Genomic DNA, 23,530 nt, shown 5'->3' with positions numbered 1-23,530 from the left:
ATTTTTGTCAAATTATTTTTATATCGTTAAAATAATATTTAATATTGTGTTGGGAAATTTGTTTCCCGTACTTACTAACCCATCAATATAAATATCCCTTCTTCCTTTGAAGGGATTTTTTTTCAACTATAAGCCAACGATTGAAACTTACTCCACTCATTAAATTTGTGTACAAGCCATATGCAAACGTTATCTTTACATTAAAACATAGTTATGCTGAAATCAATGACAGGCTTTGGCCGTGCAGAAAGAGCTATTGGAAGAAAAACATTTCTGATCGATATCAAGTCTTTAAATGGCAAACAATTTGATTTATCATTACGTTTACCGGCACTCGTAAAACCGTTTGAGTTCGACATCAGAAAGACTCTGGCAGAAGGATTGAATAGAGGAAGTGTGGATTGTACCATAAGCCTGAAAGAAACAGGAGATGCCACACCTGTGGTTATCAACACAGATTTAGCAAGAGCTTATTATCATACCTTGGAGGGATTATCGAAAGAGTTGGGTATGGACACATCCAACATTCTAAATGCGATTATTAAGTTGCCCGAAGTAATTACCCCCAGTAGTGAAACGCTTTCCGATGATGAGTGGCAAGAGTTACAAGGACTCATAAAAGAGGCAGTTGCAGATTTGAATAAGCACCGGGAAAATGAAGGCAGTATTCTAGAACAGGAATTACGTAAACGAATTGAGAATATTCTTTCCTTGCAAACCGAAATCACTCCTCTTGATGCCCAGCGCCAAGAAAATATTCGAGATGGTATTGTAAAACTCTTGGAAGAAAAGGTGGGAAAGGATAACTATGATGAAAATCGCTTGGAACAGGAATTGATTTATTATATCGAAAAAATCGATATTACCGAAGAAATGGTTCGCCTCCAGAATCATTGCAACTATTTCATGGAAATACTTGCAGAAAATACCGACATCAAAGGGAAAAAGCTCTCCTTTGTTTTGCAGGAAATAGGCAGAGAAATCAATACTACCGGTTCCAAAGCTTACGATGCTGCCATTCAGAAAATTGTTGTAATGATGAAAGACGAACTAGAAAAAGCCAAAGAACAGGTGTTGAATGTATTGTAGCAACTCCACAACTTGGCATAACTTTGCAATAAATAAGAAAAGTGCGTTACATTTTATTATTTCTTTCACTTGCAGTAACCATTATTTCGTGCAAAGAAGTTGTTGTAGACGAAAAGTTGGCAGACTTTCCTTTACACGAATGGCCTAAAAATATCCGGGCTGTAGTGCGGTATGATATACCGGATAGTGCCGACTATCAGCTATACTTTGTGATGCGGCATACATATCAATTCCCCTACAATAAATTGCTGGCCAAACTGGAAATTCAGAATTCGGCCAAACACATACTTTCATCCTACGACCTCACCATTCCTTTAACCGATAGTTCTGGAAATTGGGCAGGTGATGTAATGGACGATTTGTATTATCAGCGAATCAAGGTGTTACAACCGGTTCATCTAACGCCCGGTATACACCGCTTCGTACTGGAGCATCAGATGCGAGATTCCACCCTACCCTATATTTTAAATGCTGGCATTGCACTGGAACGGATCGACAATACACCCCCTCGTTAAACTTGTATGAAAAAGGATCTCAAAACCCGGTTAAAAAGAGCTACACGCCTTTTTTGGCTACTGCTAATCTATGTAGTAGCCGCTTTGGTATGGTGGTTTGTGGCTTTGGAGCTGCAAAACCGCCAAATGTACTCCCTTCAGTTATACCATCTAGAAACAACCGTATCTAGAGAGCAGCAACCCAGTTTGTATGATGCTGAGCTGGCACGTATCCGCGAAGGGCATCATCGCAATACCATTAAATACGCAGGTGAGGGTGTCGTATTTTTAGGACTGATCCTCTTAGGTGCCGCCTATGTATTTCGCTCTATTAAACAACAAATTCTTTTACAAGAGCAGCAAGAAAACTTCGTAATGGCGGTTACTCACGAATTAAAAACCCCCATTGCCATTGCAAAACTGAATCTGGAAACCTTACTCAAGCATCAACTGGATGAGCAGAAACAGCGGAAACTAATACAGATGTCGCTGGAGGAAACCAAACGCCTGGATTTTTTAACCAACAATATTTTGGTATCCTCCCAATTGGAGAACAAAAATTATAAATTAAATAAAGAGGAGATCGACTTTTCCTCGCTCTTAAAGGACCGGGTGTCGGAATTTTCTCAACGTTTCCCCGATAGAATTATTCACAGCGATATATCAGACGGAATTGATGTTTTGGGAGATCCCCTGCTATTGCAAATATTGATAAACAATTTAATAGAAAACGCGTTAAAATACTCAGAAAGAAAGGACCCCGTCACCGTCACACTGCGCAAGGAAAATGATGCGGTGGTTATGCGGGTAATGGACGAAGGCATCGGTATTGCAGAAGAAGAGCGGAGCAAGATTTTTTTAAAGTTTTACCGTGTGGGTAATGAAGCCACCCGTAAAAAACAAGGAACGGGTCTGGGGTTATACCTGTGTGAGAAAATTGCTAAAGATCACAATGCAGACATTTTAATGACAAATAACAATCCAAAGGGAAGTATTTTTGCAGTCAAATTCAATAGCTGAATTTCAGCCCTTTGACAAATCTAGAGCAGAATGGAAGAAAGACCATCAAATATTCTTTTGGTAGAAGACGAGGAAAACCTTCATGAGGCTTTAAAACTGAATCTGGAGCTGGAAGGCTACCAGGTCACCTCTGCTTATGATGGCAACGAAGCACTTCAAGCTGTAAAAAACGAATATTTCGACCTCATCATACTAGATGTAATGCTGCCCGAAATGGATGGCATTGCGGTAGCCGAAACCATCCGTTTGAACAACAACGAAGTGCCAATTTTAATGCTCAGTGCCAAAAATACCAGCGCCGATAAGGTGCTGGGATTGAAAAAAGGCGCCGATGATTATATCACCAAACCCTTTAATCTAGAAGAATTACTACTTCGCATAAAAAAACTGATTGAAAAAAATCAAAAACTGCAAGAGAAGAGCACTCTCGGCAATACATACTCTTTTGGAGGGAATATTATCGATTTTAAAGCTCAGGAAGCCACTACGAAATATGCCGGTAAGGTCCAGCTAAGCAAGAAAGAAACCATGCTTTTAAAGCTGCTTATTGAAAATAAAAACGAAGTGGTTCCCCGGGAAAAGATTCTACAGTATGTGTGGGGGTATAACGTATATCCCACCACCCGTACTATTGATAATTTCATTCTCAATTTCAGGAAATACTTCGAAAAAGACAGCCGCAATCCACGCTATTTTCACTCAGTAAGAGGTGTTGGATATAAATACACCGAATAAACTTTGTTATGGTTGCTGACATTCAGCAATCAGCTCCTCGATGCGCTTTCTTTCCTCCACAGTAGCAATTTCTTTTTGCAACGCCTGTTGGTAATAAGGAAGGGCTTTAGCGTATTCTTTTCTCTTAAACCAGTAATCCCCCACTATTATATAACTATTATAGAAGTTGGGGTTAATGGCGATAATACTATCGGGAGCAAGGCTTCCCTCCTCAAGTAATTTAGACTCTTTATTTCGAATAGATGCGTAGCGTCTAAAGGTCTCTGTGGTGATAAAACTGTCTGCAGGAATAGTGAGGGCTGTATCACAAATCTCCCTGTTTTCTTTCAGACCTTGTTGAGCAAAAACTTTTTTCAAGTCGTAACACACAAATTCACCCAGCTGCCAAGGTGAGGTAGACACCCACATTTTAAGCTCTTGCGGTTGAAAAACTACCGCATGATGTGCGATAAACTGATTAATGGCTTTTTCATTGCCCAAACCAATGTCCGCATCATCCAATCCTTTATAATCTCTAAGAACATTTACGGTTTTCTGCACCGAATTTTTTCCGTTCTGGCGTACTAGCTGTGTGAGTCTTTGATAGCGGTAGGCAGATGCACTATTCTCAATCTGCTTTACATTGAGCTCGCTATTTCGGAATTCATTACTCTGGAAATGATTGGTACAGAAAATTTCATTTTGATTGGGGTCATATACCGCTATGGAATCGGGAGTTTTTTCAATAATCACCGCCTTATTATCCGCTGCCGACCCTACTAAAAACGATTCGCTTACAAACATTTTCCGGCTTCGGGCTATAGCTACTGCCTCTGAAATATTTTTGGCATACTGAATAATTTCTCGGGCGACCAGACTCACAGGAGTCGCAGCTCCAGATGGAATTTTACTCTTGGCGGCATTGATGGTTACTGTAAGTCCTTTTTCATTCATACCGGATACTACCCCCACAAACCCAGCCCAAGTAATACTCGCAAACTTGTATCCCTCAGATGGGTTAACAAAAGCAATGATCTTATTTTTTGCAAAATCATCACCCACCCAAAAGTCAAAATTACGGCCGATAATAAGCGTGCTGTCTTCTGATGCGCTTCCCCAGGTACCAAAGGAGGTACATCCCACCAGCTTCATATTTTGAAGTGCATGCCCTATATCATGTGCTGAATGATAATTTAAAATACGCTGATAATTGGACCCGATATACCGGAATTCATCCGATGCGGAAAACGACACCCCATAAATCTCCTGCTGATACTCCGAATCCACATATTGAGGCAGTTCCTTATTAAACCAGCCGATAAAGTACCGCAGAAAACGCAGGTACAACGGGGAAGGAATCATTTTATGAATTTGAGCAGTAAAATACGATTCCTGCTCCTTTACCAACTCTTCACTTAATTTGCCATTTATGACGCCCCTTTCAAAGGGTTGTCCTTCAATATACATCTCATACAGACCCGCTTTATTTTTCCGAAACCAGTTATTTCTAATAACATAAAATCCAGAATCCAATTGCGCCCGTTGCAATTTTAGTTCAGAATAATTTCCTTCTACTACCGGCGGCCTGACTTTGGACACACGTAATAGGTAAATGATAAACAGCGCCAAGATGAAGGCAATAATACCTATCACCCATAAAAAACTTCGTAAAATTTTATTGCCTTTATGCATTTCTAATATTATCTATAATTGAAGAATCCTTCAATAACATTATGCAAGTAAGTGTGGCACTTAATGATGTACCCAATATACCGTGCAAATTTATGTTTTGGCCCGTTAAAAAAAGATTAGGAATTTTCGTCCGCGGACTTATCATTGTTTTGAGGGGGTCATGATAATCCTTTAAAATACCGTACATACTTCCTGTAGGATCCCCAATATAATCACGATTCGTGAGCGGGGTGGAAGTATAATAGCTTTTTATATTCTGCACAATATGCGGAAATCGATCACCCACCAAATTCATTAATGCTGTTGCTTTTTGCTTTTTAAACGCTTCGTAATTCGCCCCGCGAAATCCCTCTTTTCCTACCCGATTATAGGTATGTACCCAGGGGCTTACCTCCTCGTACCGCATAGGCGTTAAAACCGAAACCGTTGCGGCATATCCTTTACGATTTTTATCTTCCGCGAAATATAAACCGTAACCTAGTGGCCAATTTGGGAGCATATAATTATTTATGTTCCACAATTCACCTTCTTTGTGGTAGTAATAATTGCATTTTTCATAAGGGACAGTACCTTCCTTCAGTACCATATGCAACGAAAAAGAAGATATGCCCCCAGATAACTCCGTTATACGTTTTTTGTATACCTCTCCTATAAGACGGGAGCGGGTAATTTTCAATGTTACAGCCGGATGAATATTAGAAATAAAATAATCCCCATATAGGCAATCGCCGTTTTCCAGTTCAATATGGGTAATAACTCCAGCTTCTTCTACCATAGCCGTTACTTCACTATTTCGAAGAATATCCCCACCATGGTTTCTAATAATCCTACCCAGTATTTTCGCAATTTGCGAGCCACCCCCTACACATTTCCAACTACTTTCAATATAGCTATTAGCGATAAGTGCATGCATGTGGAAAGGAGTGGTATTACCATCTCCAGCATATAAAATATTATTTCCTGCCAGTACTGCTTGCAGTTTTTTATTAGTTGTAAAAGACGCTATAACCTCCTGGGCGCTTTCATTATTGCCTTTATATTCATGCGCTTCCTCCCCCCTTAGCCTCAGATTATATAAGGGAAAAGAAGCACAAACCTCTTTCACCTTATTGCAGTATGCAATGATATTATCCCGTTCCTGGGGAAAAGATGCGGCAAGAGTATTCACAAAAGCATCATATCCCTGCGACTGGCAGTAAACGGTGGGATCGTTTCCAATAAGAATTTTATCAAAACATTCATCCATCCGCTCGAGCTTCAGCTCCTCCATGAGCCCCACATATTTGAAAATCTGATAAAGATTCTGTCCTTTTTCCAGCCCGCCAATATAATGTACGCCCGTATCAAACAACTGCTTGTCGCGTGCAAAGGTTTGCAGATTTCCCCCCAGTTGCTTATTTTTTTCTACCACACACACCTTCATGCCTTTACGAGCAAGTAAGGCGGCGCACAAGAGCCCTCCGATACCACTTCCTACAACAATTACATTATATTTTTTATTCAAAATCACCACTTAACAAATTTCAAGAAAATTGATTGCTTTTTAACAAAAACGAATTATTAATTATTTCTAATTTTGCCATGTAATGAAAAAGGCGATTTTGTCCATATTACTCGTATGCTATGTTATGATGACCACCGGAGTGGTGGCTATCTCGCATTATTGTATGGACAGACTAGCCTCCGTTTCACTTTTTGTCTCTAGATCTGATAAAAAATGTGGCAAATGTGGTATGGAAAAAGAACAGCACGCCTGCTGTAATGACCAAGAAGCTTTCATTAAGCTGGAAACCGACCATAATAAAACTTCTTTTGTAGTACTGGAATTACCTCCCCTACAAAAGTTGCCGATATTAACTACTGATTTTCTACTCACTTCTTTATTCAACGGCTTCTATAAGCCAGAATATATTGACATTTCCCCACCCTTACCGGATAACGAAGTTTATCTGAAAAATAATGTTTTCCGAATATAGAATGTTTTACGGCAATTAGATGCGCTTAAGCTACATGCTTAAGTAGAAGCTCTTTTCAGCCTGATAATTATTATTTCCGTGAATTTCTTTCCAAAAAACATTCTAAATCACTTATAACATGAAAACATTTAGATTATTTACCCTTTCTATTATATGCTCCTTGATTTCTTTTGTAGGATTTGCACAAAATAAGACTGCCACTTTTGATGTTTCAGGCAATTGTAGCATGTGCAAAAAGACAATCGAAAAAGCTGCTAAATCTGCAGGAGCTTCCTATGCCAACTGGGATATGGATGCCAAAAAGCTTACCGTACATTTCAATAATAAAACTTCAGTTGAAAAAATTCAGCAAAAAATAGCTCTTGCGGGCTACGATAATGCCGGAGCCACAGCTTCTGATGCCGCTTATGATAAACTGCATGCTTGCTGCAAATACGAAAGAAAAGCAGCCAACGCAGATGCCGATTGCTGCGAAAAAGGCGAGGCCTGTTGCAAAGACGGTAAGGCAGACTGTTGTAAAGACAAAAAATCCGCCGCAAAAAATTAAGTAGCGTCCTCCGTTTTGTTAGATATATTCAGATAAATGTGTATCCTTCGGGATATGCATTTATCTTCTATCTCATTATTTAAATCATTACAACAATGAATCGTTTTATTATTTTAATAATCTCCGTTCTATGCTTCGGCTCTAATATACAAGCACAATTTTCAAAAGCGACATTACAAGCTACCGGGCTTACCTGCGCCCTCTGTAGCAATGCCATTAATAAAGCACTGGGAAAACTACCGTTTGTGGAGTCTGTTCAGTCAGACATTAAAAATACCGCTTTCAATATCCGTTTTAAATCAGGCAGCGAGGTAAATGTAGATGCTTTGAAAACGGCCGTAGAAAATGCGGGCTTTTCTATTGGTAGTTTAAAGCTTACCGGGAACTTTCAAAATCTGAAAGTGCAAAATGATCAGCATATCAGAATAGGAAATGCCAACTACCACTTTTTAAATATTAAGGATCAAGTTCTACACGGAGAAAAAACCATTACCATCGTTGATAAAAACTTTGTCTCCGATAAATTCTATAAGGTTGTAAAATCCTATAGCAACAAAGCGTGTGTACAAACCGGTAAGGCTTCGCACTGTTGCCCTGATGTTGTTACAGGCTCACGCATTTATCATGTCACTATATAATGTTTAACCCGGTTTCGCACTGCTTTCGTAGTGTGAAACCTTTTTAATTATTACCTCGTGAAATACATATTTCTGCTAGCTTTAGCAATGCAAGGAATGATTGCATTTGCTCAGGAGCTATACATATATACCGAACCAGCATCCAATATCCCCGCCAAAGCACTTAGTGCCAAACTCACGGCCACTTATGCCGAAAAAATGGACAATAACATAGCTCAGCGTTACACGCCGGCCATATACCTAGGGCTTTCTAAAAACATAATGTTGAAAGCTGCGGCCACTTTTGCGGATATGAATACCTCTTATTTTCGCTACGAGTCTTTCTCCTTATATGGAAAATATCGTTTCCTATCAAAAGATGAGGCGCACAAGCATTTCCGCATGGCTATATTTGCTGACGGGTCTATCAGCAGGTCTCCCTACCGTTACGAAGAAATTGCGTTGATGGGCGATAAAAGCGGTGCGGAAGCCGGACTTGTAGCTACACAGTTAATCCACAAATTGGCTATCAGTGGTACAGTAAGCCATACTCAAGTATTGGATAAATCCCGGTTTGAAAAAGGTGTCGATTACGAGCGACCCTATCAGGCTATGAACTACGCTTTATCGGCAGGCTACCTACTGTTGCCCCTCAAATATGAAAGCTACCAGCAAACCAATCTCAATCTATATGCCGAATTATTAGCACAGCAAACGCTCGACAAAAAAAGATATTATATCGATCTGGCTCCTGCAGCACAGCTGATTTTTAATAGCAATACCAAGCTTAATTTGGGATACCGCTTTCAATTGGGAGGAGATATGACACGTATGGCACGCAATAGTTTTCTTATAAGTCTAGAAAAAACTTTTTTTGAAGCCTTGTAAATAAAAAAAGCCTCGCAAATTGCGAGGCTTTAGTTTTTTTATGAAAGAACGAACTAAGCCTTTGCTTCTTCGTTACCTTCTTCTTTTGCTTCACCGGCTTCATCTTTTGGTGCTTCTGCTTGTGCAGGAGCCTCAGGAGCAGGTGCTGCATCTTCTTGTTTTGCTTCTTCAGCCACTGCTGTTTCTGTAGCAGCAGGAGCTGCTTCAGTAGCTTCAGCTTTTTTCTTACCGCCGCGACGACGTGTACGTTTGGTAGTGGTGGTTTTGTCTTCACCTACACCTTTACCGTAAATTTCGTTAAAGTCAACTAACTCAATCATCGCTTTTTCAGCAGCATCCCCAGGACGGAATCCCAGTTTAATAATACGTGTATAACCACCTGGGCGGCCAGCAACTTTCGGTGCAATAGTACCAAACAGTTCCTTAATAGCCTCTTTATCCTGTAGACGGCTGAATACTACACGACGCTGATGAGTTGTGTTTTCTTTACTCTTTGTAATCAGCGGTTCAACAAACACACGCAGTGCTTTAGCTTTAGCCAGCGTAGTCACAATACGCTTGTGCTTGATCAACTGACAAGAAAGATTAGCTAATAAAGCATCTCTGTGTGCTTTAGTGCGACTTAAATTTTTGATTTTGTCTCCGTGACGCATGACATGATAATTTGAGGTTCAACCCGGTAAACCGGGCAGACCGGTTAATAAATTCGGCTGTACCGTGTCAGGAATTACAGCCTACTTATAAAAATTAGAATAAACGATTAATCTTCCTTTTCAATTCCCAACTTCTGCAAATCCATTCCGAAGTGCAGTCCTCTTTCGTTCAGTACCTGCTCGATTTCAGCAAGTGATTTCTGACCGAAGTTTCTGAACTTCATCAAATCCTCCTGTTCGTATTGTACCAGCTCGCTCAGAGAGTTAATCTTAGCGGCTTTCAAACAGTTGAACGCACGTACAGACAGATCCAGATCCTCTAGCGGAGTTTTCAGAATCTTACGCAACTGTAAGGTTGATTCGTCCACCAGATCTTCCTTCTTCTCTTCTTTATTATCGAAGGTGATGTTTTCATCTGTAATAATCATCAGATGCTGGATCAAGATACGGCTGGCTTGCTTAACAGCCTCTTCCGGATGGATGGTACCGTCGGTTACAACTTCCATAATCAGCTTCTCGTAGTCGGTACGCTGTTCCACACGGGTATTTTCAACGCTGTATTTTACGTTTTTAATAGGTGTGAAGATGGAGTCTATTGGGATCAGACCAGCAGGAGCATCTTTCACTGCGCTTTCTTCAGCAGGAACATATCCGCGGCCTTTGCTAATAGTTAACTCGATATCCAGTTTTGCAGAGGAGTCCAGCGTGCAAATCAGCAAATCCGGATTCATTATTTGGAAGGACTGAGTGCCTTCGCCAATCATACCTGCAGTAAACTGGGTTTGATTTTTAATAGAAAGAGAAATTTTCTCATTAGCAGCTTCATGCTCCACAATTTTCTTGAAACGAACCTGCTTTAAGTTGAGAATAATTTCCACCACGTCTTCACTAACGCCTTTGATGGTAGCAAACTCGTGGTCAACGCCTTCTATTTTGATAGCCGAGATAGCATAACCTTCCAAAGAGCTCAGTAAAACCCTGCGCAGCGCATTTCCGATAGTAACACCATAACCTGGTTCTAATGGAGCAAACTCGAACTGGGCTTCAAAGTCAGAGGCTTTCTGTAAGATTATCTTATCAGGCTTCTGGAAATTTAAAATTGCCATATTTTATTTTTATAGAGTGAATGGTAAGTAACGATGTAAGTTTACAGTTGATAGATGCTTATGAACATATCCAGCCCATAACCAACTGCCCCTTCAACCCATATCCTTATTACTTGTTGTACAATTCAACAATCAACTGTTCTCTGATGTTTTCAGGAACCATTTCCCTTTCGGGATAGGTGATGAAAGTACCGGTAAAAGTAGATTCATTAAAGTCCAGCCAAGTGAATTTAGGATTCTTACCTTTTACGTTGCTGGTAATAGAGCTACGATTTTTGCTGGATTCTTTTAATGTAATCACGTCTCCTGGTTTCAGCAAATAGCTAGGGATATTAACCACCTCGCCATTTACCTCAATGTGTTTATGGCTTACTAACTGACGTGCAGCCGGACGGCTGGGAGCAAGACCTAAACGGAAAACAGTGTTGTCCAAACGAGATTCAAGTAACTTGATAAGGTTTTCACCGGTAACACCTTTACGACGGTTAGCTTCTTCGTAAGTTTTGCGGAATTGCTTTTCCAATACACCGTATGTGTATTTTGCTTTTTGCTTTTCACGCAATTGCAAAGCGTATTCACCTAAAGTCTTGCGTTTACGCTTTTCACCATGTTGACCGGGAGGGTTGCTGTTTTTACCCAACCACTTACCATTACCTAAAATAGGCTCTCCGAAAATGCGGGAGATTTTGGTCTTAGGACCTGTGTAACGTGCCATAATTATACTTTCATTTAGGCTTTTTTAGAAACCGGTACAGCAATCATTAAAAAGCCTTGGAAAAAATTAATTGTGTACCCTTTTTTAAAATGAAATGCAATTGGCTTAAAAATATAAACAATGGCCGCTGACACAAAGGCGTACAACAACCATTGTCTGCTATAGTTTAAACTCTTCTTTTCTTGGGAGGACGACATCCGTTGTGTGGCAGCGGAGTTACGTCTTTAATCATCACAATTTCCAGTCCGGCCTGAGCTAAAGAACGAATCGCACTTTCTCTACCCGAACCAGGACCTTTCACATATACATCCACTCTTTTCAGTCCTGCATCTACTGCTACTTTAGCCGCATCGGCAGCTGCAGTTTGAGCAGCATATGGAGTATTTTTCTTAGAACCACGGAAACCCATTTTACCGGCACTACTCCATGAAATTACCTGACCGCTTTTATTGGTAAGACTGATAATAATGTTGTTGAAAGTTGCAGCAATGTGGGCATCACCGTAGGCGTCCACTTTAACGACTCTTTTCTTTGCTGCTGCTTTTGCGCTTAATTGTGCTTTTGCCATTTTCTTAATTAGGTAATCTTTAAAAAATAAATAATTCCGCTCTTAGCGGAACCCAAATCAACCCTAGTCCTGCACCTAGCTTCCGTAATTGATTTGGTGATTATATGGTGCAATAGAAAAAGCCTTGAAGTAAGGACACTCCAGGCTTTCGCTAAATTATTTCTTAGCAGCTTTCTTCTTACCGGCAACTGTTTTACGTTTACCCTTACGTGTGCGGCTGTTGGTTTTAGTACGCTGCCCACGAACCGGCAAACCTTTTCTGTGACGAAGACCACGATAGCAAGCGATATCCAGCAAACGCTTGATATTCATTTGCACCTCGCTACGCAACTGACCTTCCACTTTCAGTTCTTCAGTGATAGTAGTACGAATGGCGTTCAGATCGTCATCGTCCCACTCACTTACTTTCTTGTTACGGTCTATGTTATTCTTGTCCAGAATATACCTCGCCGTAGAAAGGCCGATTCCATAAATATAGGTCAGGCCTATTTCACCTCTTTTGTTTTTTGGTAAGTCTACACCGGCAATACGCGCCATATTGATTTTTAATTTAGAATTTTTATGTTCTTAATTATCCCTGTCTTTGTTTGAAACGGGGATTCTTTTTGTTAATCACGTACAGTTTCCCTTTACGGCGTACAATTTTGCAGTCCGCGCTACGTTTCTTTATGGATGCTCTTACTCTCATCTTTTTTGTTTTAAGATTTGAAGCTTTTAATTTTTATACCTAAAATTGATGCGCCCGCGGGTTAAATCGTATGGCGACATCTCTAATCCAACTTTATCGCCAGGTAATATGCGGATGTAGTGCATCCTCATTTTACCGGAAATTGTGGCGAGTATTTCATGCCCATTTTCCAGTTTTACCCTGAACATAGCGTTGGACAAGGCCTCTAAAATAACACCGTCTTGTTTTATTAAGGGTTGTTTAGCCATAAATTTAGGGCTGCAAAGATAGGGATAAAATGTTAAAAACAAAAAACCCGCCCTAAAATTATCAGAGCAGGTATTATAAGCACAAAAATAATTAGACTAAAATTATCCTTGAAATATTATTGATTGAAAAATTATTTAATTCATATCATCAATCCTTTCAATATCTTATACTTAATTTGCCTGCAATTGTACCTTGGTCATATCTAGGTAAATATTTTGTAGATGATGTACCATAATGGGATGATCAAAATATCTTTTATCCTCCCGATACCATGCCTCAACCTTAGAGAAATCATCAGGTGCCGGCACTACCACTCTAAAAGGCCCTTTTCCATACTTGGCACCGCCCTCATAGGGCATTCTTTCAAAACCCAATTTTAGAAGTTGCTCCTCGGACAACGGTACAGGACTGATGTTTTCAATTTCATACCAAAATTCCTGTATACCGTTGTGTACCAACACTTTATTGTCTTCTTTGCTAACTTCTATAACAGTACCTTCTCTTTCTACGCCTTCGTCGTTCAATAATACCCAGTCTCCGGGCTTTAATTCAGATAGTTTCATAACTCAAGGTTTTAGGTTATTTCAAATGGCTTAACAAGGTTATCAGTATTAAATTTAAACTAAAGAACTGGATTGGGCAAATTTAAAAGACAGATAAAGCCTATGAGATCTTACTCCAGATGGTTTTTCCTTTCTGCGACTGCAAATAAAGTTTTAGAGGCTCATTTTCGGGCTTCATAAGGTCGGGATCATCGGTTAATAAGTCCTCGCAGACTTTTTTTGCTGCATCTACCATGCTTCTGTCATTGACGATATTCGCCAGTTTAAAGTTTAGCATACCACTTTGGCGGGTGCCTTCGATATCGCCGGGCCCTCGTAGTTCTAGGTCTTTTTCGGCAATCTCAAAACCGTTGGTAGTAGCTGTCATAATCTTCATGCGCTCACGGGCATCATTGCTCAATTTGCGACTTGTCAGCAAGATACAATAGCTTTTTTCAGAGCCGCGCCCCACTCTCCCCCGCAGCTGATGCAACTGGGATAAACCGAATTTTTCAGCACTTTCTATAACCATTACGGTGGCATTAGGCACATTTACACCTACTTCTATCACCGTAGTAGATACCATGATTTGTGTGTCATGCACTACAAACCGTCGCATGTTTTCTTCTTTCTGAGCTGCAGGTTGCTTGCCATGCACCACACTTATCCAGTATTGCGGTTCGGGAAAATAAGTTTTGATTTCTTCATAACCACGCATCAAGTTTTCGTAATCCAGCTTGGAGCTTTCCTCAATGAGCGGGAAAATAATGTACACCTGACGGCCTTTGGCTATCTCCGCTTTTAAGAAATCCATCACCAAGCTACGTTCATGATCATACCGATGTATGGTATGCACCGGCTGTCGCCCCGGAGGCAGCTCATCGATGACGCTATAATCTAAATCGCCGTAAGCTGTCATAGCTAACGTTCGCGGTATTGGGGTAGCCGTCATTACCAGTACATGAGGTGGAATTTCGTTTTTCTCCCACAAACGCGCCCGTTGAGCCACCCCAAAGCGATGTTGCTCATCAATAATCACCAAACCTAGGTTTTTAAACTGTACAGCATCTTCAATCACTGCATGGGTACCGATAAGTAGTTGAATACTCCCATCCGAAACACCTTGCAGGATGCTCTTACGTTCCTTACCTTTTACCGAACCCGTAAGCAACGCTACCCTAATATCCATATCTTTCAGCAGATCTGCAATTCCTTGAAAGTGTTGTCGGGCGAGAATTTCAGTAGGTGCCATCATTACCGACTGATAGTTATTGTCGGCAGCCAAAAGCATACTCAACAAGGCTACAATGGTTTTACCACTACCCACATCGCCCTGCAACAAACGGTTCATCTGTCGCCCGCGAGCTGTATCGTTTCGAATCTCTCTCAATACACGTTTCTGGGCTCCGGTAAGTTCAAAAGGCAGATGATTTTTGTAAAAAGTATTGAAATAATGTCCTACGATTTCAAACACCACCCCCTTTGAAAAACGATGACGTTGCGAGCGCAATAAATTCAGCCGCATCTGAGCCATAAAAATTTCTTCAAACTTGAGGCGCCGTAGGGCAGCCAAATAGTGCTGCTGAGAAGGAGGAAAATGAATATACTGATAGGCCTCGAATCGAGAAATGAGTTTCAGGTTGTTGATGACATTCGCAGGAAGATTTTCGGGAAGATCATTGGGAGTAAGCTGAGGCAAGAGTGCCTGTATAAGATTTCCAATTTGCTTGCCTCCCAGATTTTTGGCTTTTAGTTTTTCGGTAGATGGATAAATAGGCTCCAAATAACTTTTACCGGCCAGTTTTTCTGGTGCCCATAACTCCATTTCGGGATGTACGATCTGTACTTTATTTTGAAATGAACTTAACCTCCCATAGGCAATATAAGGTGTACCAGGACGCAAAATCTTCTGAATAAGATGAATGGCACTAAACCATACAAGCTCTATGGTTCCCGTCTTATCTTTAAGGTAAGATACCAGTCTACGCGCTCTTTTCTCTCCTATCACTTCAAAAGGCCCCAATACACCTACAAATTGAGCATAGGCATCTTGCTTGCCTCCGGAATGTAGCATAAACTCCGCTTCGGCGACAGTAGTAATCTTGGTCTTATCCACATGCCTATACGGAAAATGATGCAATAAGTCATTAAAAGTAAAGATATTGAGCTCTTTTTGCAAAAGCTCGGCACGCTGAGGCCCTACCCCCTTGAGGTAGACAATGGGACTGGATAATATGTTATTACTCGGCGCGATGATGAATACCCTATTAAGAACTGCGAATTTAATTGGTATACATCATAAAAAGGCTCTGAGCATTGCCTTTCCGCACACAAATTTGTTGTAGCAATTAATAAAAAATCCCGCACAGGGGCGGGATAGAATATCTTAATATCGATTGATTTGTTCTTTCAGTAGCTTACGGGCAAAGTGAATGCGACTTTTAATCGTACCCAGAGGTTCATCCAAATACTCCGCAATTTCCTGATACTTATAACCTTCATAATACAAACGAAAAGGTACCTTAAAGGTTTCCGGCAGATTCTCGATGGCAGCTTCAATCTCCTTTAACCTTAACGTGCTTTCTGCAGAGTTGGAGACAGATACCTGACGCATGTTAATGAGATAATCTTCCGGAGTATTATCAAATACGGTTTTACGCTTTGCATTACGTCGGTAGTCATTGATAAAGATATTTCGCATGATTGTAAATAACCATGCTTTAATATTGGTACCAGAATTGTATTTTTCCTTGTTTGCCAGGGCTTTGTAGAGGGTTTCCTGGTACAGATCGTTGGCTGTTTCGTTATTCTTCGTAAGATTAATAGCGAAAGGTTTTAAAAAACCGGCATTGTCAACCAACAACTCACTGAATTCCTTTTCTTTTTCCATGCTGCCTGTTTAAGGGGTGAAGAATGAGGGCCAAAATTACTGTTTAAATACCAAGTAAATCTCGACCGCGAAAAATATTACAAAAACTTTACCGATTGGGGAGATATGCCATTACTGCATAAAACAGGCGAAACCGCCTCTCAACTATGCCAAAATAAACCCTCATACATGACAATAAGTACACACTGCCACCAATCAGGAATTACATGTGATCTGGAAAAGATGTCAACCGGCCTCTTTTCTTTACTCCTGACGAGATTGAAATTCTTTTGGTTGCTTATACCATTCTTCGGGAGGAAGGGATTTAAAATATTCGTAGGTTTTTCGTAGTCCTTCGGCTCGGCTTACCGTGGGTTCCCAGTTTAAGATGGTTCTGGCCTTAGTAATATCCGGCTTTCTTTGCTTGGGATCTTCGGGAGGTAAGGGTTTAAATACAATTTTTACGGTGTTGCCTGTAAGTTTCAGAATTTCTTCGGCAAAATCCTTCAATGTAATTTCATCGGGATTACCAATATTGATAGGATACACATAATCGCTTAGGAGCAGCCGGTAAATGCCTTCAACCAAATCGCTGACATAACAAAAACTTCTAGTTTGGGAACCATCGCCGAATACCGTAATGTTCTCTCCACGGAGCGCCTGTCCAATAAAGGTGGGCAGCGCCCTGCCATCATTGAGCCGCATACGTGGGCCATATGTATTAAATATGCGTACGATACGCGTATCCACCTTGTGAAAAGAATGATACGCCATAGTGATGGACTCCAGATATCGTTTAGCCTCGTCGTACACACCCCTTGGACCAACCGGATTGACATTCCCCCAGTACTCTTCGGACTGCGGATGCACCAGCGGATCGCCATACACTTCGCTGGTGGAAGCAACGAGAATGCGGGCCCCTTTTGCTTTTGCCAGTCCCAAACAATTGTGCGTGCCCATCGCCCCTACTTTGAGGGTTTGAATAGGAATGCGCATATAATCAATAGGACTAGCCGGTGAAGCAAAATGTAGGATATAATCCAGTCTACCAGATATATGAATATACTTGGTTACATCGTGATGATAAAACTCAAAGTCGGGATGCGGAAACAAGTGCTCTAGATTTTTGAGATCCCCCGTAATAAGATTATCCATCCCTATGACAGAATACCCCTCCTGGATGAATCTGTCACACAAATGTGATCCCAAAAAACCGGCGGCTCCGGTAATTAACACCCGCTTTTTCATGCTCATTGTTTACCGTGGATAGTTCTTCTACCAATGCTGTTATAATAAAATCCCAGCTCCTCCATCTTCTCTAGGCTATAAACATTTCTGCCATCGAATATAACTTTCGATTTCAAATATTTTACCATACGCTCATAATCAGGATTTCTGAATTCGCTCCATTCCGTAACAATCACCAATGCATCGGCATTTTTTAATCCCTCATATTGATTTTTTTGGTATTTAACTTTACTACCGAAAACTTTTTTGACATTCCCCATCGCCACAGGATCATAAACAGATACTTTAGCCTCGGCATCCAACAAGTCCTGTATCAGTTCTAGAGAGGGGGCTTCTCGGATATCATCTGTCTCAGGCTTAAAAGACAGCCCCCAAATGGCAAACTGCTTGCCTTTCAAGTCATTTTTATAGTATTTTTTTATTTTCTGAAAAAGAATTTTCTTCTGCTGGGCATTAACCTGCATAACAGTGTCCAGCAATTTGAAGTTATACTTATTGGCTTTAGCGGTATAATGCAACGCCTTTACATCTTTGGGGAAACAACTCCCGCCATATCCGATTCCTGGAAAAAGAAAACGCTTACCAATTCTGCTGTCGCTGCCAATGCCAATTCTTACAAGATCCACATTAGCACCCGTACGTTCACAAAGATTAGCCACTTCGTTCATAAATGAAATACGCATAGCCAGATAAGAGTTGGCAACGTATTTAGTCATCTCGGCGCTACGTTCATCCATGAAGTATATAGGATTGCCTTGCCTCACGAACGGCTGATACAGCTCATGCATGATAGTTTTTGCCCTTTCGGAAGTAGTACCAATAACTACACGGTCAGGCTTTAAGAAATCATCCACTGCAATTCCTTCCCGTAAAAACTCAGGATTGGATACTACATCAAACAGTTCCCGCGGTAACTTCTCTGCCAGTATCGCAGTTACTTTGTCAGCAGTTCCTACTGGGACCGTGCTTTTATTAACAATTATCTTATACTTGGTAATTATCGTAGCTAGTTTCTGTGCTACTTCTAAAATGTATTTTAGATCGGCGGAGCCATCCTCGCCTGGGGGTGTAGGAAGTGCGAGAAAGATGATATCGGATTTATCAACTGCCAGCTTTAAATCCGTGGTAAAAACAATACGTTTTTCTCTAAGATTTCTATGCAACAGCACTTCTAAACCCGGCTCATAAATAGGCGATTTTCCTTTCTTTAGAAGAGCTATTTTCTTTTCATCCACATCTACACAATGTACTATATTTCCCGTCTCTGCAAAGCAGGTTCCTGTTACCAAGCCAACATAGCCTGTTCCAACTACAGCTATTTTCATATCGTGTGATGTATTTATAGTAAAGAGGAGCGTTTAAGTTGTACGCTTTCCTCTCTCAATATTTTTTATTTATTCAGATTCTTTAAATAGGCACCATATCCACTTTTAATAAGTTCGTCACCCAAAGCATTGAGTTGTTCTTTAGTGATAAACCCATTACGCCAGGCAATTTCTTCTATACATCCTATCTTATAACCCTGACGTTTCTCAATAACGCGCACAAACTCCGACGCATCGGTGAGTGAATCGAAAGTTCCGGTGTCCAGCCAGGCAGTACCTCTATCTAATACAGCCACGTGTAATTTCCCTTGTTCTAAGTAAATTTTATTGACATCGGTAATTTCATATTCCCCCCTCGCAGACGGCCTTAGTTGACGAGCAATATCCACTACGGAATTATCATAAAAATATAAGCCCGGTACCGCATAATTAGATTTGGGGTACTGCGGTTTTTCCTCAATAGACACTGCCACCATATTCTCATCAAACTCTACCACGCCATAGCGTTGAGGATCACTTACGGGATAAGCAAATACATATCCCCCGTCAATATCAGTAAGCTTTTTTAGTTGTGTGCCTAAGCCAGTACCATAAAAAATATTATCACCTAGTATGAGGGCAACCTTATCATTGCCTATAAAATCGGCGCCAATTACAAACGCCTGAGCTAGACCATTGGGGACTTCCTGCACAGCATAACTAAAGCTACATCCCACTCTCGACCCATCACCCAGTAGCCGCTGAAACCCTGCCTGATCCTCTGGTGTAGTAATAATTAGTATTTCACGAATTCCGGCCATCATCAACACCGATAATGGGTAATAAATCATAGGCTTGTCGTATATCGGCATTAACTGCTTGCTGATTGCTTTTGTAATAGGATAAAGTCTAGTGCCAGAGCCTCCGGCGAGTATAATTCCTTTCATTTCGATATACTTTAAATTTTAAAAGCCTGTTATTAGATATTACCACTACAGGCTAAAATTATACCACAATATCCTGCAAACCCACACATTTTTTATACTACCATACTACAGTAGACATTATTTTGGTGCATCCAAATTGTACTGTTTCTTATAGTACTGCTGATATTCTCCACTAGTTACATGATTCAACCACTCCTGATTATTAAGAAACCAATCTATAGTCTGTGACAATCCTTCCTCAAAAGTTACCGAGGGAGACCAGCCCAGTTCTTTGTGAATTTTTGTAGCATCAATAGCATAACGCAAATCGTGCCCCGGGCGATCTTTAACAAAAGTAATCAACTGCTCACTGGTACCGGCGGGGCGGCCCAGTTTCTCATCCATTAGTTTGCACAACAGCTTTACTAGATCTATATTTTTCCACTCATTAAAACCTCCTACATTATATTTCTCACCATTACGTCCTTTATGAAACACAAGATCGATAGCTCTTGCATGATCAATTACGTATAACCAGTCGCGCGTATTTTTCCCGTCACCATATACGGGGAGCGGTTTATTATGAATGATATTATGAATCATTAACGGAATAAGCTTTTCCGGAAAATGATTAGGTCCATAATTATTAGAGCAATTAGTAATCACTATTGGCAAGCCATAAGTATCGGCATAAGCTTTTACAAAATGGTCCGAAGCCGCTTTGGATGCTGAATAGGGTGAATGGGGGTCATAAGGTGTTGCTTCAGTAAAGAAACCCGTTTCGCCTAATGAGCCATACACCTCATCCGTGGATACATGATGAAACCGTGCTTGCTCCCAAGTTCCTCCCGAAGGGTGCGTTGTACCCAACCACAAATCCTTTGCTGCATTGAGCAGATTTACGGTTCCGATGACGTTGGTGTATACAAAATCCAGAGGAGAATGGATGGAGCGGTCCACATGACTTTCTGCAGCCAGATGAATTACTCCGTCCGGCTGATACTTTTTAAATAATTCATTAACGGCAGCCGCATCCACAATATCTATCTTCTCAAACACATAATTCGGCTTATCTTCAACATCCTTCAAATTCTCCAGATTACCTGCATAGGTCAAAGCATCCAAATTGACAATTTTATAATTCGGATACTTATTCACAAATAACCTCACTACATGAGAGCCTATAAAGCCCGCACCTCCTGTAATAAATACGGTTCTTTGATACATTTAGTTCACACTTTAAATGACAAAGATAGTTGTATGTTATTGTTCGGGGAAATTAATAGTCCTATAGCAATTTTTACTATGGCTCAATAAAGTTATGTAATTTTAAAACCGACATCCCTTAATTTATAATAGCTGAAGCCTTCGTTTCATGAAAGTACGTTATCAATCTCTTGATATCTTCAGAGGAGCCACAGTATGCTTAATGATATTAGTAAATAATCCCGGCAGTTGGTCCCATATTTATCCTCCATTAAAGCACGCCGCATGGCATGGCCTCACTCCTACTGATCTAGTATTTCCGTTCTTTTTATTTGCAGTGGGTAATGCCATGGCTTTTGTAATGCCGAGGTTACAAGAGGGTGGTGATGCGGCCTTTTGGAGAAAGGTGATCAAAAGAACATTAATGATTTTCGGTATTGGGCTATTTCTAAATTGGTATCCTTTTGTAAGATGGCACGAAGGCGTATTGGAGCCCATTGGCTGGGTCAGTCAGAGCAACCCTGAACGTGGTGTGCGCATTTTAGGCGTACTGCAACGCATCGCACTTTGTTATTTTTTTGCTTCGGTTATCGTTTATTATTTAAAACCCAAAGCCGCCTTCCTTACCGGACTTTTATTATTGCTGGGTTATTGGTGCATTTGTTTGATAGCGAACCCTGCCGACCCCTACAGTCTGGAAGGGTGGTGGGGCACACAGGTTGATAAAGCTATTCTACACGTACCCCACATGTACAAAGGCGAAGGTGTACCTTTCGACCCGGAGGGTATTTTAAGTACATTATCGGCAATTGTAGAGGTAATTCTCGGCTATTTTACGGGTATCTATATCAGAAATAATGCTTCCAGTACCGAACCGAATGCCATTTATAAAACACTTACCGGTTTATTCATCGCCGGCGTGGCGCTCTTAGTAACCGGTTTTTGCTGGGACATGCTTTTCCCCATCAACAAAAAAATATGGACCAGCTCTTTTACCGTGTACACTTCAGGGCTGGCGATGATTACACTGGCCACTATGATTTACTTCGTAGAAGTAAAGCAGTACAAAGGTTTCCCTACGCGTTTTTTTGAAGTATTTGGCAAAAATCCTTTATTCATTTTTGCGCTGAGCGCCTTCTTACCCAAAACTGCATCGCTTTTTAAAGCGCAAGACGGTACCACTTTCTGGAATTTTCTTTACAAGAAAGTTTGGATGCATCTTCCCGGTGATCCACGCCTAGGCTCGCTAATGTATGCCGTGTGCATCATCATCTTTATGTGGTTTATTTGCTGGTGGCTAGACAAAAAGAAGATCTATATCAAGGTTTGACACTTCTTTCTAATATTTTCAAATTCATGGCTGTGGTAAAATCCTCCATTTCCGCAGCACGGGGCTAATTTTGCATACGTTAAAAAAACTCTAAAACTAGCCTATCCGTTCCACTACACTTATTTTTGCAGAACACATGAATGATATGAATACATTTAATAATGACCCCAGCTTTAGTAATTCTATGAAACGTAATTGCGACGCTCCGTTCAGCAACAGTACTACTATTAAACACAAAAAGCACTCGTCTTTGATCATTTGTATGCTTGCAGTAATTGCAGTAGTGAGTTTGCTATCTTCCTGCAAGCTCAACAATGTGAAAGAAGATGAAGGATTGAAGAAATATTTTGATGAACACAACCTTTATGGATGTTTCGCTCTTTATAATAACGGCACTGGACAATTCACTGTTTACAATCTGAAACGTTATCGCGATAGTACCTATCTGCCTGCATCTACCTTTAAAATTATTAATTCACTCATCGGCTTGCAAACCGGCGTCATCTCCAGTGATAGTATGGTGATTCCCTGGGATGGTGTACAAAGGTCTATTGACGAGTGGAACAAAGACCTCCCTATGTACGAGGCCTTCCGCGTATCATCTGTTCCTTACTATCAAGAAGTAGCACGCCGTATTGGGAAAGATACAATGCAGTTTTGGCTGGATAGTTTACAGTATGGAGCAGACAAAAACAAAAAGCTTTATAAGATTACACAAATTGATACTTTTTGGTTGGATAATTCACTCAAAATTACACCCGACCAAAATTTGGGTGTTGTCAAAAAACTCTACTTCAACGAATTGCCTTTCTTCAAAATCAACCAAGAAAAGGTTAAAAATGCGATGTTATTTGAAAACAACGCAAACTACCGATTGGCCTACAAAACCGGATGGGCGCGTACCGATGAAAATCACGCACTCGGCTGGATTGTTGGATGGATTGAAGAAAATAAACACCCATATTTCTTCGTTCTGAATGTGGAATCGCCCGACCCGAATTATGATATGAGCACCGTACGATTGAAAATACTAAAAGACATCTTGAAGGAATACGGCTTTTTCGAGGGTAAAATGTAATAACCCTTAAA

26 protein-coding genes are annotated in these 23,530 nt (G+C 40.6%); 10 read left to right on the top strand and 16 right to left on the bottom strand.

Going from position 1 to position 23,530, the window contains the following annotated elements; all coding sequences use genetic code 11:
* Positions 1-213 precede the first annotated feature (213 nt).
* The 4 genes from PIECOFPK_RS04000 to PIECOFPK_RS03985 are packed head-to-tail and all read left to right on the top strand — an operon-like array spanning position 214 to position 3,338.
* A complete protein-coding gene (locus PIECOFPK_RS04000; protein ID WP_330973117.1) occupies positions 214-1,089 on the top strand; it encodes a YicC/YloC family endoribonuclease in 876 nt (291 codons plus the stop codon).
* 41 nt (positions 1,090-1,130) lie between these two features.
* Positions 1,131-1,604, top strand: coding sequence for a gliding motility lipoprotein GldH (locus tag PIECOFPK_RS03995; RefSeq protein WP_409966565.1), 474 nt, complete (start codon positions 1,131-1,133; stop codon positions 1,602-1,604).
* Between the two features lie 6 nt (positions 1,605-1,610).
* A complete protein-coding gene (locus tag PIECOFPK_RS03990) occupies positions 1,611-2,603 on the top strand; it encodes a sensor histidine kinase (RefSeq protein ID WP_409966564.1) in 993 nt (330 codons plus the stop codon).
* A gap of 30 nt (positions 2,604-2,633) precedes the next feature.
* Positions 2,634-3,338, top strand: a complete 705-nt coding sequence (locus PIECOFPK_RS03985) for a response regulator transcription factor (protein WP_330973114.1) — start codon at positions 2,634-2,636, stop codon at positions 3,336-3,338.
* A gap of 6 nt (positions 3,339-3,344) precedes the next feature.
* Here PIECOFPK_RS03985 and PIECOFPK_RS03980 read toward each other — a convergent pair whose 3' ends face one another.
* Positions 3,345-5,009, bottom strand: coding sequence for a C45 family autoproteolytic acyltransferase/hydolase (locus PIECOFPK_RS03980; RefSeq protein WP_409966563.1), 1,665 nt, complete (start codon positions 5,007-5,009; stop codon positions 3,345-3,347).
* Positions 5,002-6,513, bottom strand: a complete 1,512-nt coding sequence (locus PIECOFPK_RS03975) for a phytoene desaturase family protein (protein WP_409966562.1) — start codon at positions 6,511-6,513, stop codon at positions 5,002-5,004. The genes PIECOFPK_RS03980 and PIECOFPK_RS03975 overlap by 8 nt, the downstream gene beginning before the upstream one ends.
* Positions 6,514-6,595: 82 nt before the next feature.
* Here PIECOFPK_RS03975 and PIECOFPK_RS03970 point away from each other — a divergent pair, with 82 nt between their 5' ends.
* The 4 genes from PIECOFPK_RS03970 (at position 6,596) to PIECOFPK_RS03955 (ending at position 9,037) form a co-directional block, all read left to right on the top strand.
* Complete coding sequence (locus PIECOFPK_RS03970; RefSeq protein WP_330973111.1) at positions 6,596-6,985, top strand: HYC_CC_PP family protein; 390 nt, start codon at positions 6,596-6,598, stop codon at positions 6,983-6,985.
* Positions 6,986-7,103: 118 nt separating this feature from the next.
* Entirely contained in the window at positions 7,104-7,532 is a 429-nt protein-coding gene (locus PIECOFPK_RS03965) for a heavy-metal-associated domain-containing protein (protein ID WP_409966561.1), read from the top strand.
* Between the two features lie 95 nt (positions 7,533-7,627).
* Entirely contained in the window at positions 7,628-8,170 is a 543-nt protein-coding gene (locus PIECOFPK_RS03960) for a heavy-metal-associated domain-containing protein (RefSeq protein WP_330973109.1), read from the top strand.
* A gap of 57 nt (positions 8,171-8,227) precedes the next feature.
* Positions 8,228-9,037 carry a hypothetical protein gene (locus PIECOFPK_RS03955; RefSeq protein WP_409966560.1) on the top strand — a complete coding sequence of 270 codons (810 nt, stop codon included), beginning with the start codon at positions 8,228-8,230 and terminating at the stop codon, positions 9,035-9,037.
* A gap of 53 nt (positions 9,038-9,090) precedes the next feature.
* On the opposite strand, the gene rplQ is transcribed toward PIECOFPK_RS03955, so the two are convergent.
* The 14 genes from rplQ to rfbB form a co-directional block, all read right to left on the bottom strand.
* Positions 9,091-9,690, bottom strand: a complete 600-nt coding sequence (gene rplQ, locus PIECOFPK_RS03950; RefSeq protein ID WP_409966559.1) for a 50S ribosomal protein L17 — start codon at positions 9,688-9,690, stop codon at positions 9,091-9,093.
* A 107-nt stretch (positions 9,691-9,797) separates the two neighbouring features.
* Positions 9,798-10,796 carry a DNA-directed RNA polymerase subunit alpha gene (locus tag PIECOFPK_RS03945; RefSeq protein WP_409966558.1) on the bottom strand — a complete coding sequence of 333 codons (999 nt, stop codon included), beginning with the start codon at positions 10,794-10,796 and terminating at the stop codon, positions 9,798-9,800.
* A gap of 109 nt (positions 10,797-10,905) precedes the next feature.
* Positions 10,906-11,511, bottom strand: coding sequence for a 30S ribosomal protein S4 (gene rpsD, locus PIECOFPK_RS03940; RefSeq protein WP_330973106.1), 606 nt, complete (start codon positions 11,509-11,511; stop codon positions 10,906-10,908).
* 166 nt (positions 11,512-11,677) lie between these two features.
* Entirely contained in the window at positions 11,678-12,079 is a 402-nt protein-coding gene (gene rpsK / locus PIECOFPK_RS03935) for a 30S ribosomal protein S11 (protein ID WP_330973105.1), read from the bottom strand.
* Between the two features lie 156 nt (positions 12,080-12,235).
* Positions 12,236-12,616 carry a 30S ribosomal protein S13 gene (gene rpsM, locus PIECOFPK_RS03930; protein ID WP_330973104.1) on the bottom strand — a complete coding sequence of 127 codons (381 nt, stop codon included), beginning with the start codon at positions 12,614-12,616 and terminating at the stop codon, positions 12,236-12,238.
* 34 nt (positions 12,617-12,650) lie between these two features.
* Positions 12,651-12,767: a type B 50S ribosomal protein L36 gene (ykgO, locus tag PIECOFPK_RS03925; RefSeq protein ID WP_071597075.1), complete on the bottom strand. Its 117-nt coding sequence runs from the start codon at positions 12,765-12,767 to the stop codon at positions 12,651-12,653.
* Between the two features lie 26 nt (positions 12,768-12,793).
* Positions 12,794-13,015 (bottom strand): translation initiation factor IF-1, encoded by a 222-nt coding sequence (gene infA, locus PIECOFPK_RS03920; RefSeq protein ID WP_330973103.1) that lies wholly within the window; start codon positions 13,013-13,015, stop codon positions 12,794-12,796.
* Positions 13,016-13,186: 171 nt separating this feature from the next.
* Positions 13,187-13,579, bottom strand: coding sequence for a hypothetical protein (locus PIECOFPK_RS03915; RefSeq protein WP_330973102.1), 393 nt, complete (start codon positions 13,577-13,579; stop codon positions 13,187-13,189).
* A gap of 100 nt (positions 13,580-13,679) precedes the next feature.
* On the bottom strand, positions 13,680-15,794 hold the full coding sequence (gene recG / locus PIECOFPK_RS03910; RefSeq protein ID WP_330973576.1) for an ATP-dependent DNA helicase RecG: 2,115 nt from the start codon (positions 15,792-15,794) through the stop codon (positions 13,680-13,682).
* Positions 15,795-15,944: 150 nt separating this feature from the next.
* Complete coding sequence (locus PIECOFPK_RS03905; RefSeq protein ID WP_330973101.1) at positions 15,945-16,448, bottom strand: RNA polymerase sigma factor; 504 nt, start codon at positions 16,446-16,448, stop codon at positions 15,945-15,947.
* 243 nt (positions 16,449-16,691) lie between these two features.
* Positions 16,692-17,675, bottom strand: coding sequence for a UDP-glucuronic acid decarboxylase family protein (locus PIECOFPK_RS03900; RefSeq protein WP_330973100.1), 984 nt, complete (start codon positions 17,673-17,675; stop codon positions 16,692-16,694).
* 2 nt (positions 17,676-17,677) lie between these two features.
* Positions 17,678-19,000: a UDP-glucose dehydrogenase family protein gene (locus PIECOFPK_RS03895; RefSeq protein ID WP_409966557.1), complete on the bottom strand. Its 1,323-nt coding sequence runs from the start codon at positions 18,998-19,000 to the stop codon at positions 17,678-17,680.
* Between the two features lie 65 nt (positions 19,001-19,065).
* Entirely contained in the window at positions 19,066-19,926 is an 861-nt protein-coding gene (rfbA, locus tag PIECOFPK_RS03890) for a glucose-1-phosphate thymidylyltransferase RfbA (protein WP_330973098.1), read from the bottom strand.
* Positions 19,927-20,043: 117 nt separating this feature from the next.
* A complete protein-coding gene (gene rfbB / locus PIECOFPK_RS03885) occupies positions 20,044-21,132 on the bottom strand; it encodes a dTDP-glucose 4,6-dehydratase (protein WP_409966556.1) in 1,089 nt (362 codons plus the stop codon).
* Positions 21,133-21,280: 148 nt separating this feature from the next.
* On the opposite strand from rfbB, the gene PIECOFPK_RS03880 reads away from it, so the two are divergent.
* Together PIECOFPK_RS03880 and PIECOFPK_RS03875 are read left to right on the top strand one after the other, a co-directional pair.
* Complete coding sequence (locus PIECOFPK_RS03880) at positions 21,281-22,441, top strand: acyltransferase family protein (protein WP_330973096.1); 1,161 nt, start codon at positions 21,281-21,283, stop codon at positions 22,439-22,441.
* Between the two features lie 145 nt (positions 22,442-22,586).
* Complete coding sequence (locus PIECOFPK_RS03875; RefSeq protein WP_409966555.1) at positions 22,587-23,519, top strand: penicillin-binding transpeptidase domain-containing protein; 933 nt, start codon at positions 22,587-22,589, stop codon at positions 23,517-23,519.
* Positions 23,520-23,530 lie beyond the last annotated feature (11 nt).

The sequence above is a fragment of the Chitinophagaceae bacterium C216 genome (genome assembly GCA_028485475.2).
Taxonomy (GTDB): domain Bacteria; phylum Bacteroidota; class Bacteroidia; order Chitinophagales; family Chitinophagaceae; genus Niabella; species Niabella composti.
Note: the sequence above shows the minus strand (reverse complement) of the source record. Positions and strands in the feature narration are given on the sequence as shown.

Bases quoted from the DNA above. Each gene is read 5' to 3' on its own strand.
- PIECOFPK_RS04000 (WP_330973117.1), top strand. From the start codon at position 214: ATGCTGAAATCAATGACAGGCTTTGGCCGTGCAGAAAGAGCTATTGGA.
- PIECOFPK_RS03990 (WP_409966564.1), top strand. From the start codon at position 1,611: ATGAAAAAGGATCTCAAAACCCGGTTAAAAAGAGCTACACGCCTTTTT.
- PIECOFPK_RS03985 (WP_330973114.1), top strand. From the start codon at position 2,634: ATGGAAGAAAGACCATCAAATATTCTTTTGGTAGAAGACGAGGAAAAC.
- PIECOFPK_RS03980 (WP_409966563.1), bottom strand. From the start codon at position 5,009: ATGCATAAAGGCAATAAAATTTTACGAAGTTTTTTATGGGTGATAGGT.
- PIECOFPK_RS03970 (WP_330973111.1), top strand. From the start codon at position 6,596: ATGAAAAAGGCGATTTTGTCCATATTACTCGTATGCTATGTTATGATG.
- PIECOFPK_RS03965 (WP_409966561.1), top strand. From the start codon at position 7,104: ATGAAAACATTTAGATTATTTACCCTTTCTATTATATGCTCCTTGATT.
- PIECOFPK_RS03960 (WP_330973109.1), top strand. From the start codon at position 7,628: ATGAATCGTTTTATTATTTTAATAATCTCCGTTCTATGCTTCGGCTCT.
- rplQ (WP_409966559.1), bottom strand. From the start codon at position 9,690: ATGCGTCACGGAGACAAAATCAAAAATTTAAGTCGCACTAAAGCACAC.
- PIECOFPK_RS03945 (WP_409966558.1), bottom strand. From the start codon at position 10,796: ATGGCAATTTTAAATTTCCAGAAGCCTGATAAGATAATCTTACAGAAA.
- rpsD (WP_330973106.1), bottom strand. From the start codon at position 11,511: ATGGCACGTTACACAGGTCCTAAGACCAAAATCTCCCGCATTTTCGGA.
- rpsK (WP_330973105.1), bottom strand. From the start codon at position 12,079: ATGGCAAAAGCACAATTAAGCGCAAAAGCAGCAGCAAAGAAAAGAGTC.
- rpsM (WP_330973104.1), bottom strand. From the start codon at position 12,616: ATGGCGCGTATTGCCGGTGTAGACTTACCAAAAAACAAAAGAGGTGAA.
- ykgO (WP_071597075.1), bottom strand. From the start codon at position 12,767: ATGAGAGTAAGAGCATCCATAAAGAAACGTAGCGCGGACTGCAAAATT.
- infA (WP_330973103.1), bottom strand. From the start codon at position 13,015: ATGGCTAAACAACCCTTAATAAAACAAGACGGTGTTATTTTAGAGGCC.
- PIECOFPK_RS03915 (WP_330973102.1), bottom strand. From the start codon at position 13,579: ATGAAACTATCTGAATTAAAGCCCGGAGACTGGGTATTATTGAACGAC.
- PIECOFPK_RS03905 (WP_330973101.1), bottom strand. From the start codon at position 16,448: ATGGAAAAAGAAAAGGAATTCAGTGAGTTGTTGGTTGACAATGCCGGT.
- PIECOFPK_RS03900 (WP_330973100.1), bottom strand. From the start codon at position 17,675: ATGAAAAAGCGGGTGTTAATTACCGGAGCCGCCGGTTTTTTGGGATCA.
- PIECOFPK_RS03895 (WP_409966557.1), bottom strand. From the start codon at position 19,000: ATGAAAATAGCTGTAGTTGGAACAGGCTATGTTGGCTTGGTAACAGGA.
- rfbA (WP_330973098.1), bottom strand. From the start codon at position 19,926: ATGAAAGGAATTATACTCGCCGGAGGCTCTGGCACTAGACTTTATCCT.
- rfbB (WP_409966556.1), bottom strand. From the start codon at position 21,132: ATGTATCAAAGAACCGTATTTATTACAGGAGGTGCGGGCTTTATAGGC.
- PIECOFPK_RS03880 (WP_330973096.1), top strand. From the start codon at position 21,281: ATGAAAGTACGTTATCAATCTCTTGATATCTTCAGAGGAGCCACAGTA.
- PIECOFPK_RS03875 (WP_409966555.1), top strand. From the start codon at position 22,587: ATGAATACATTTAATAATGACCCCAGCTTTAGTAATTCTATGAAACGT.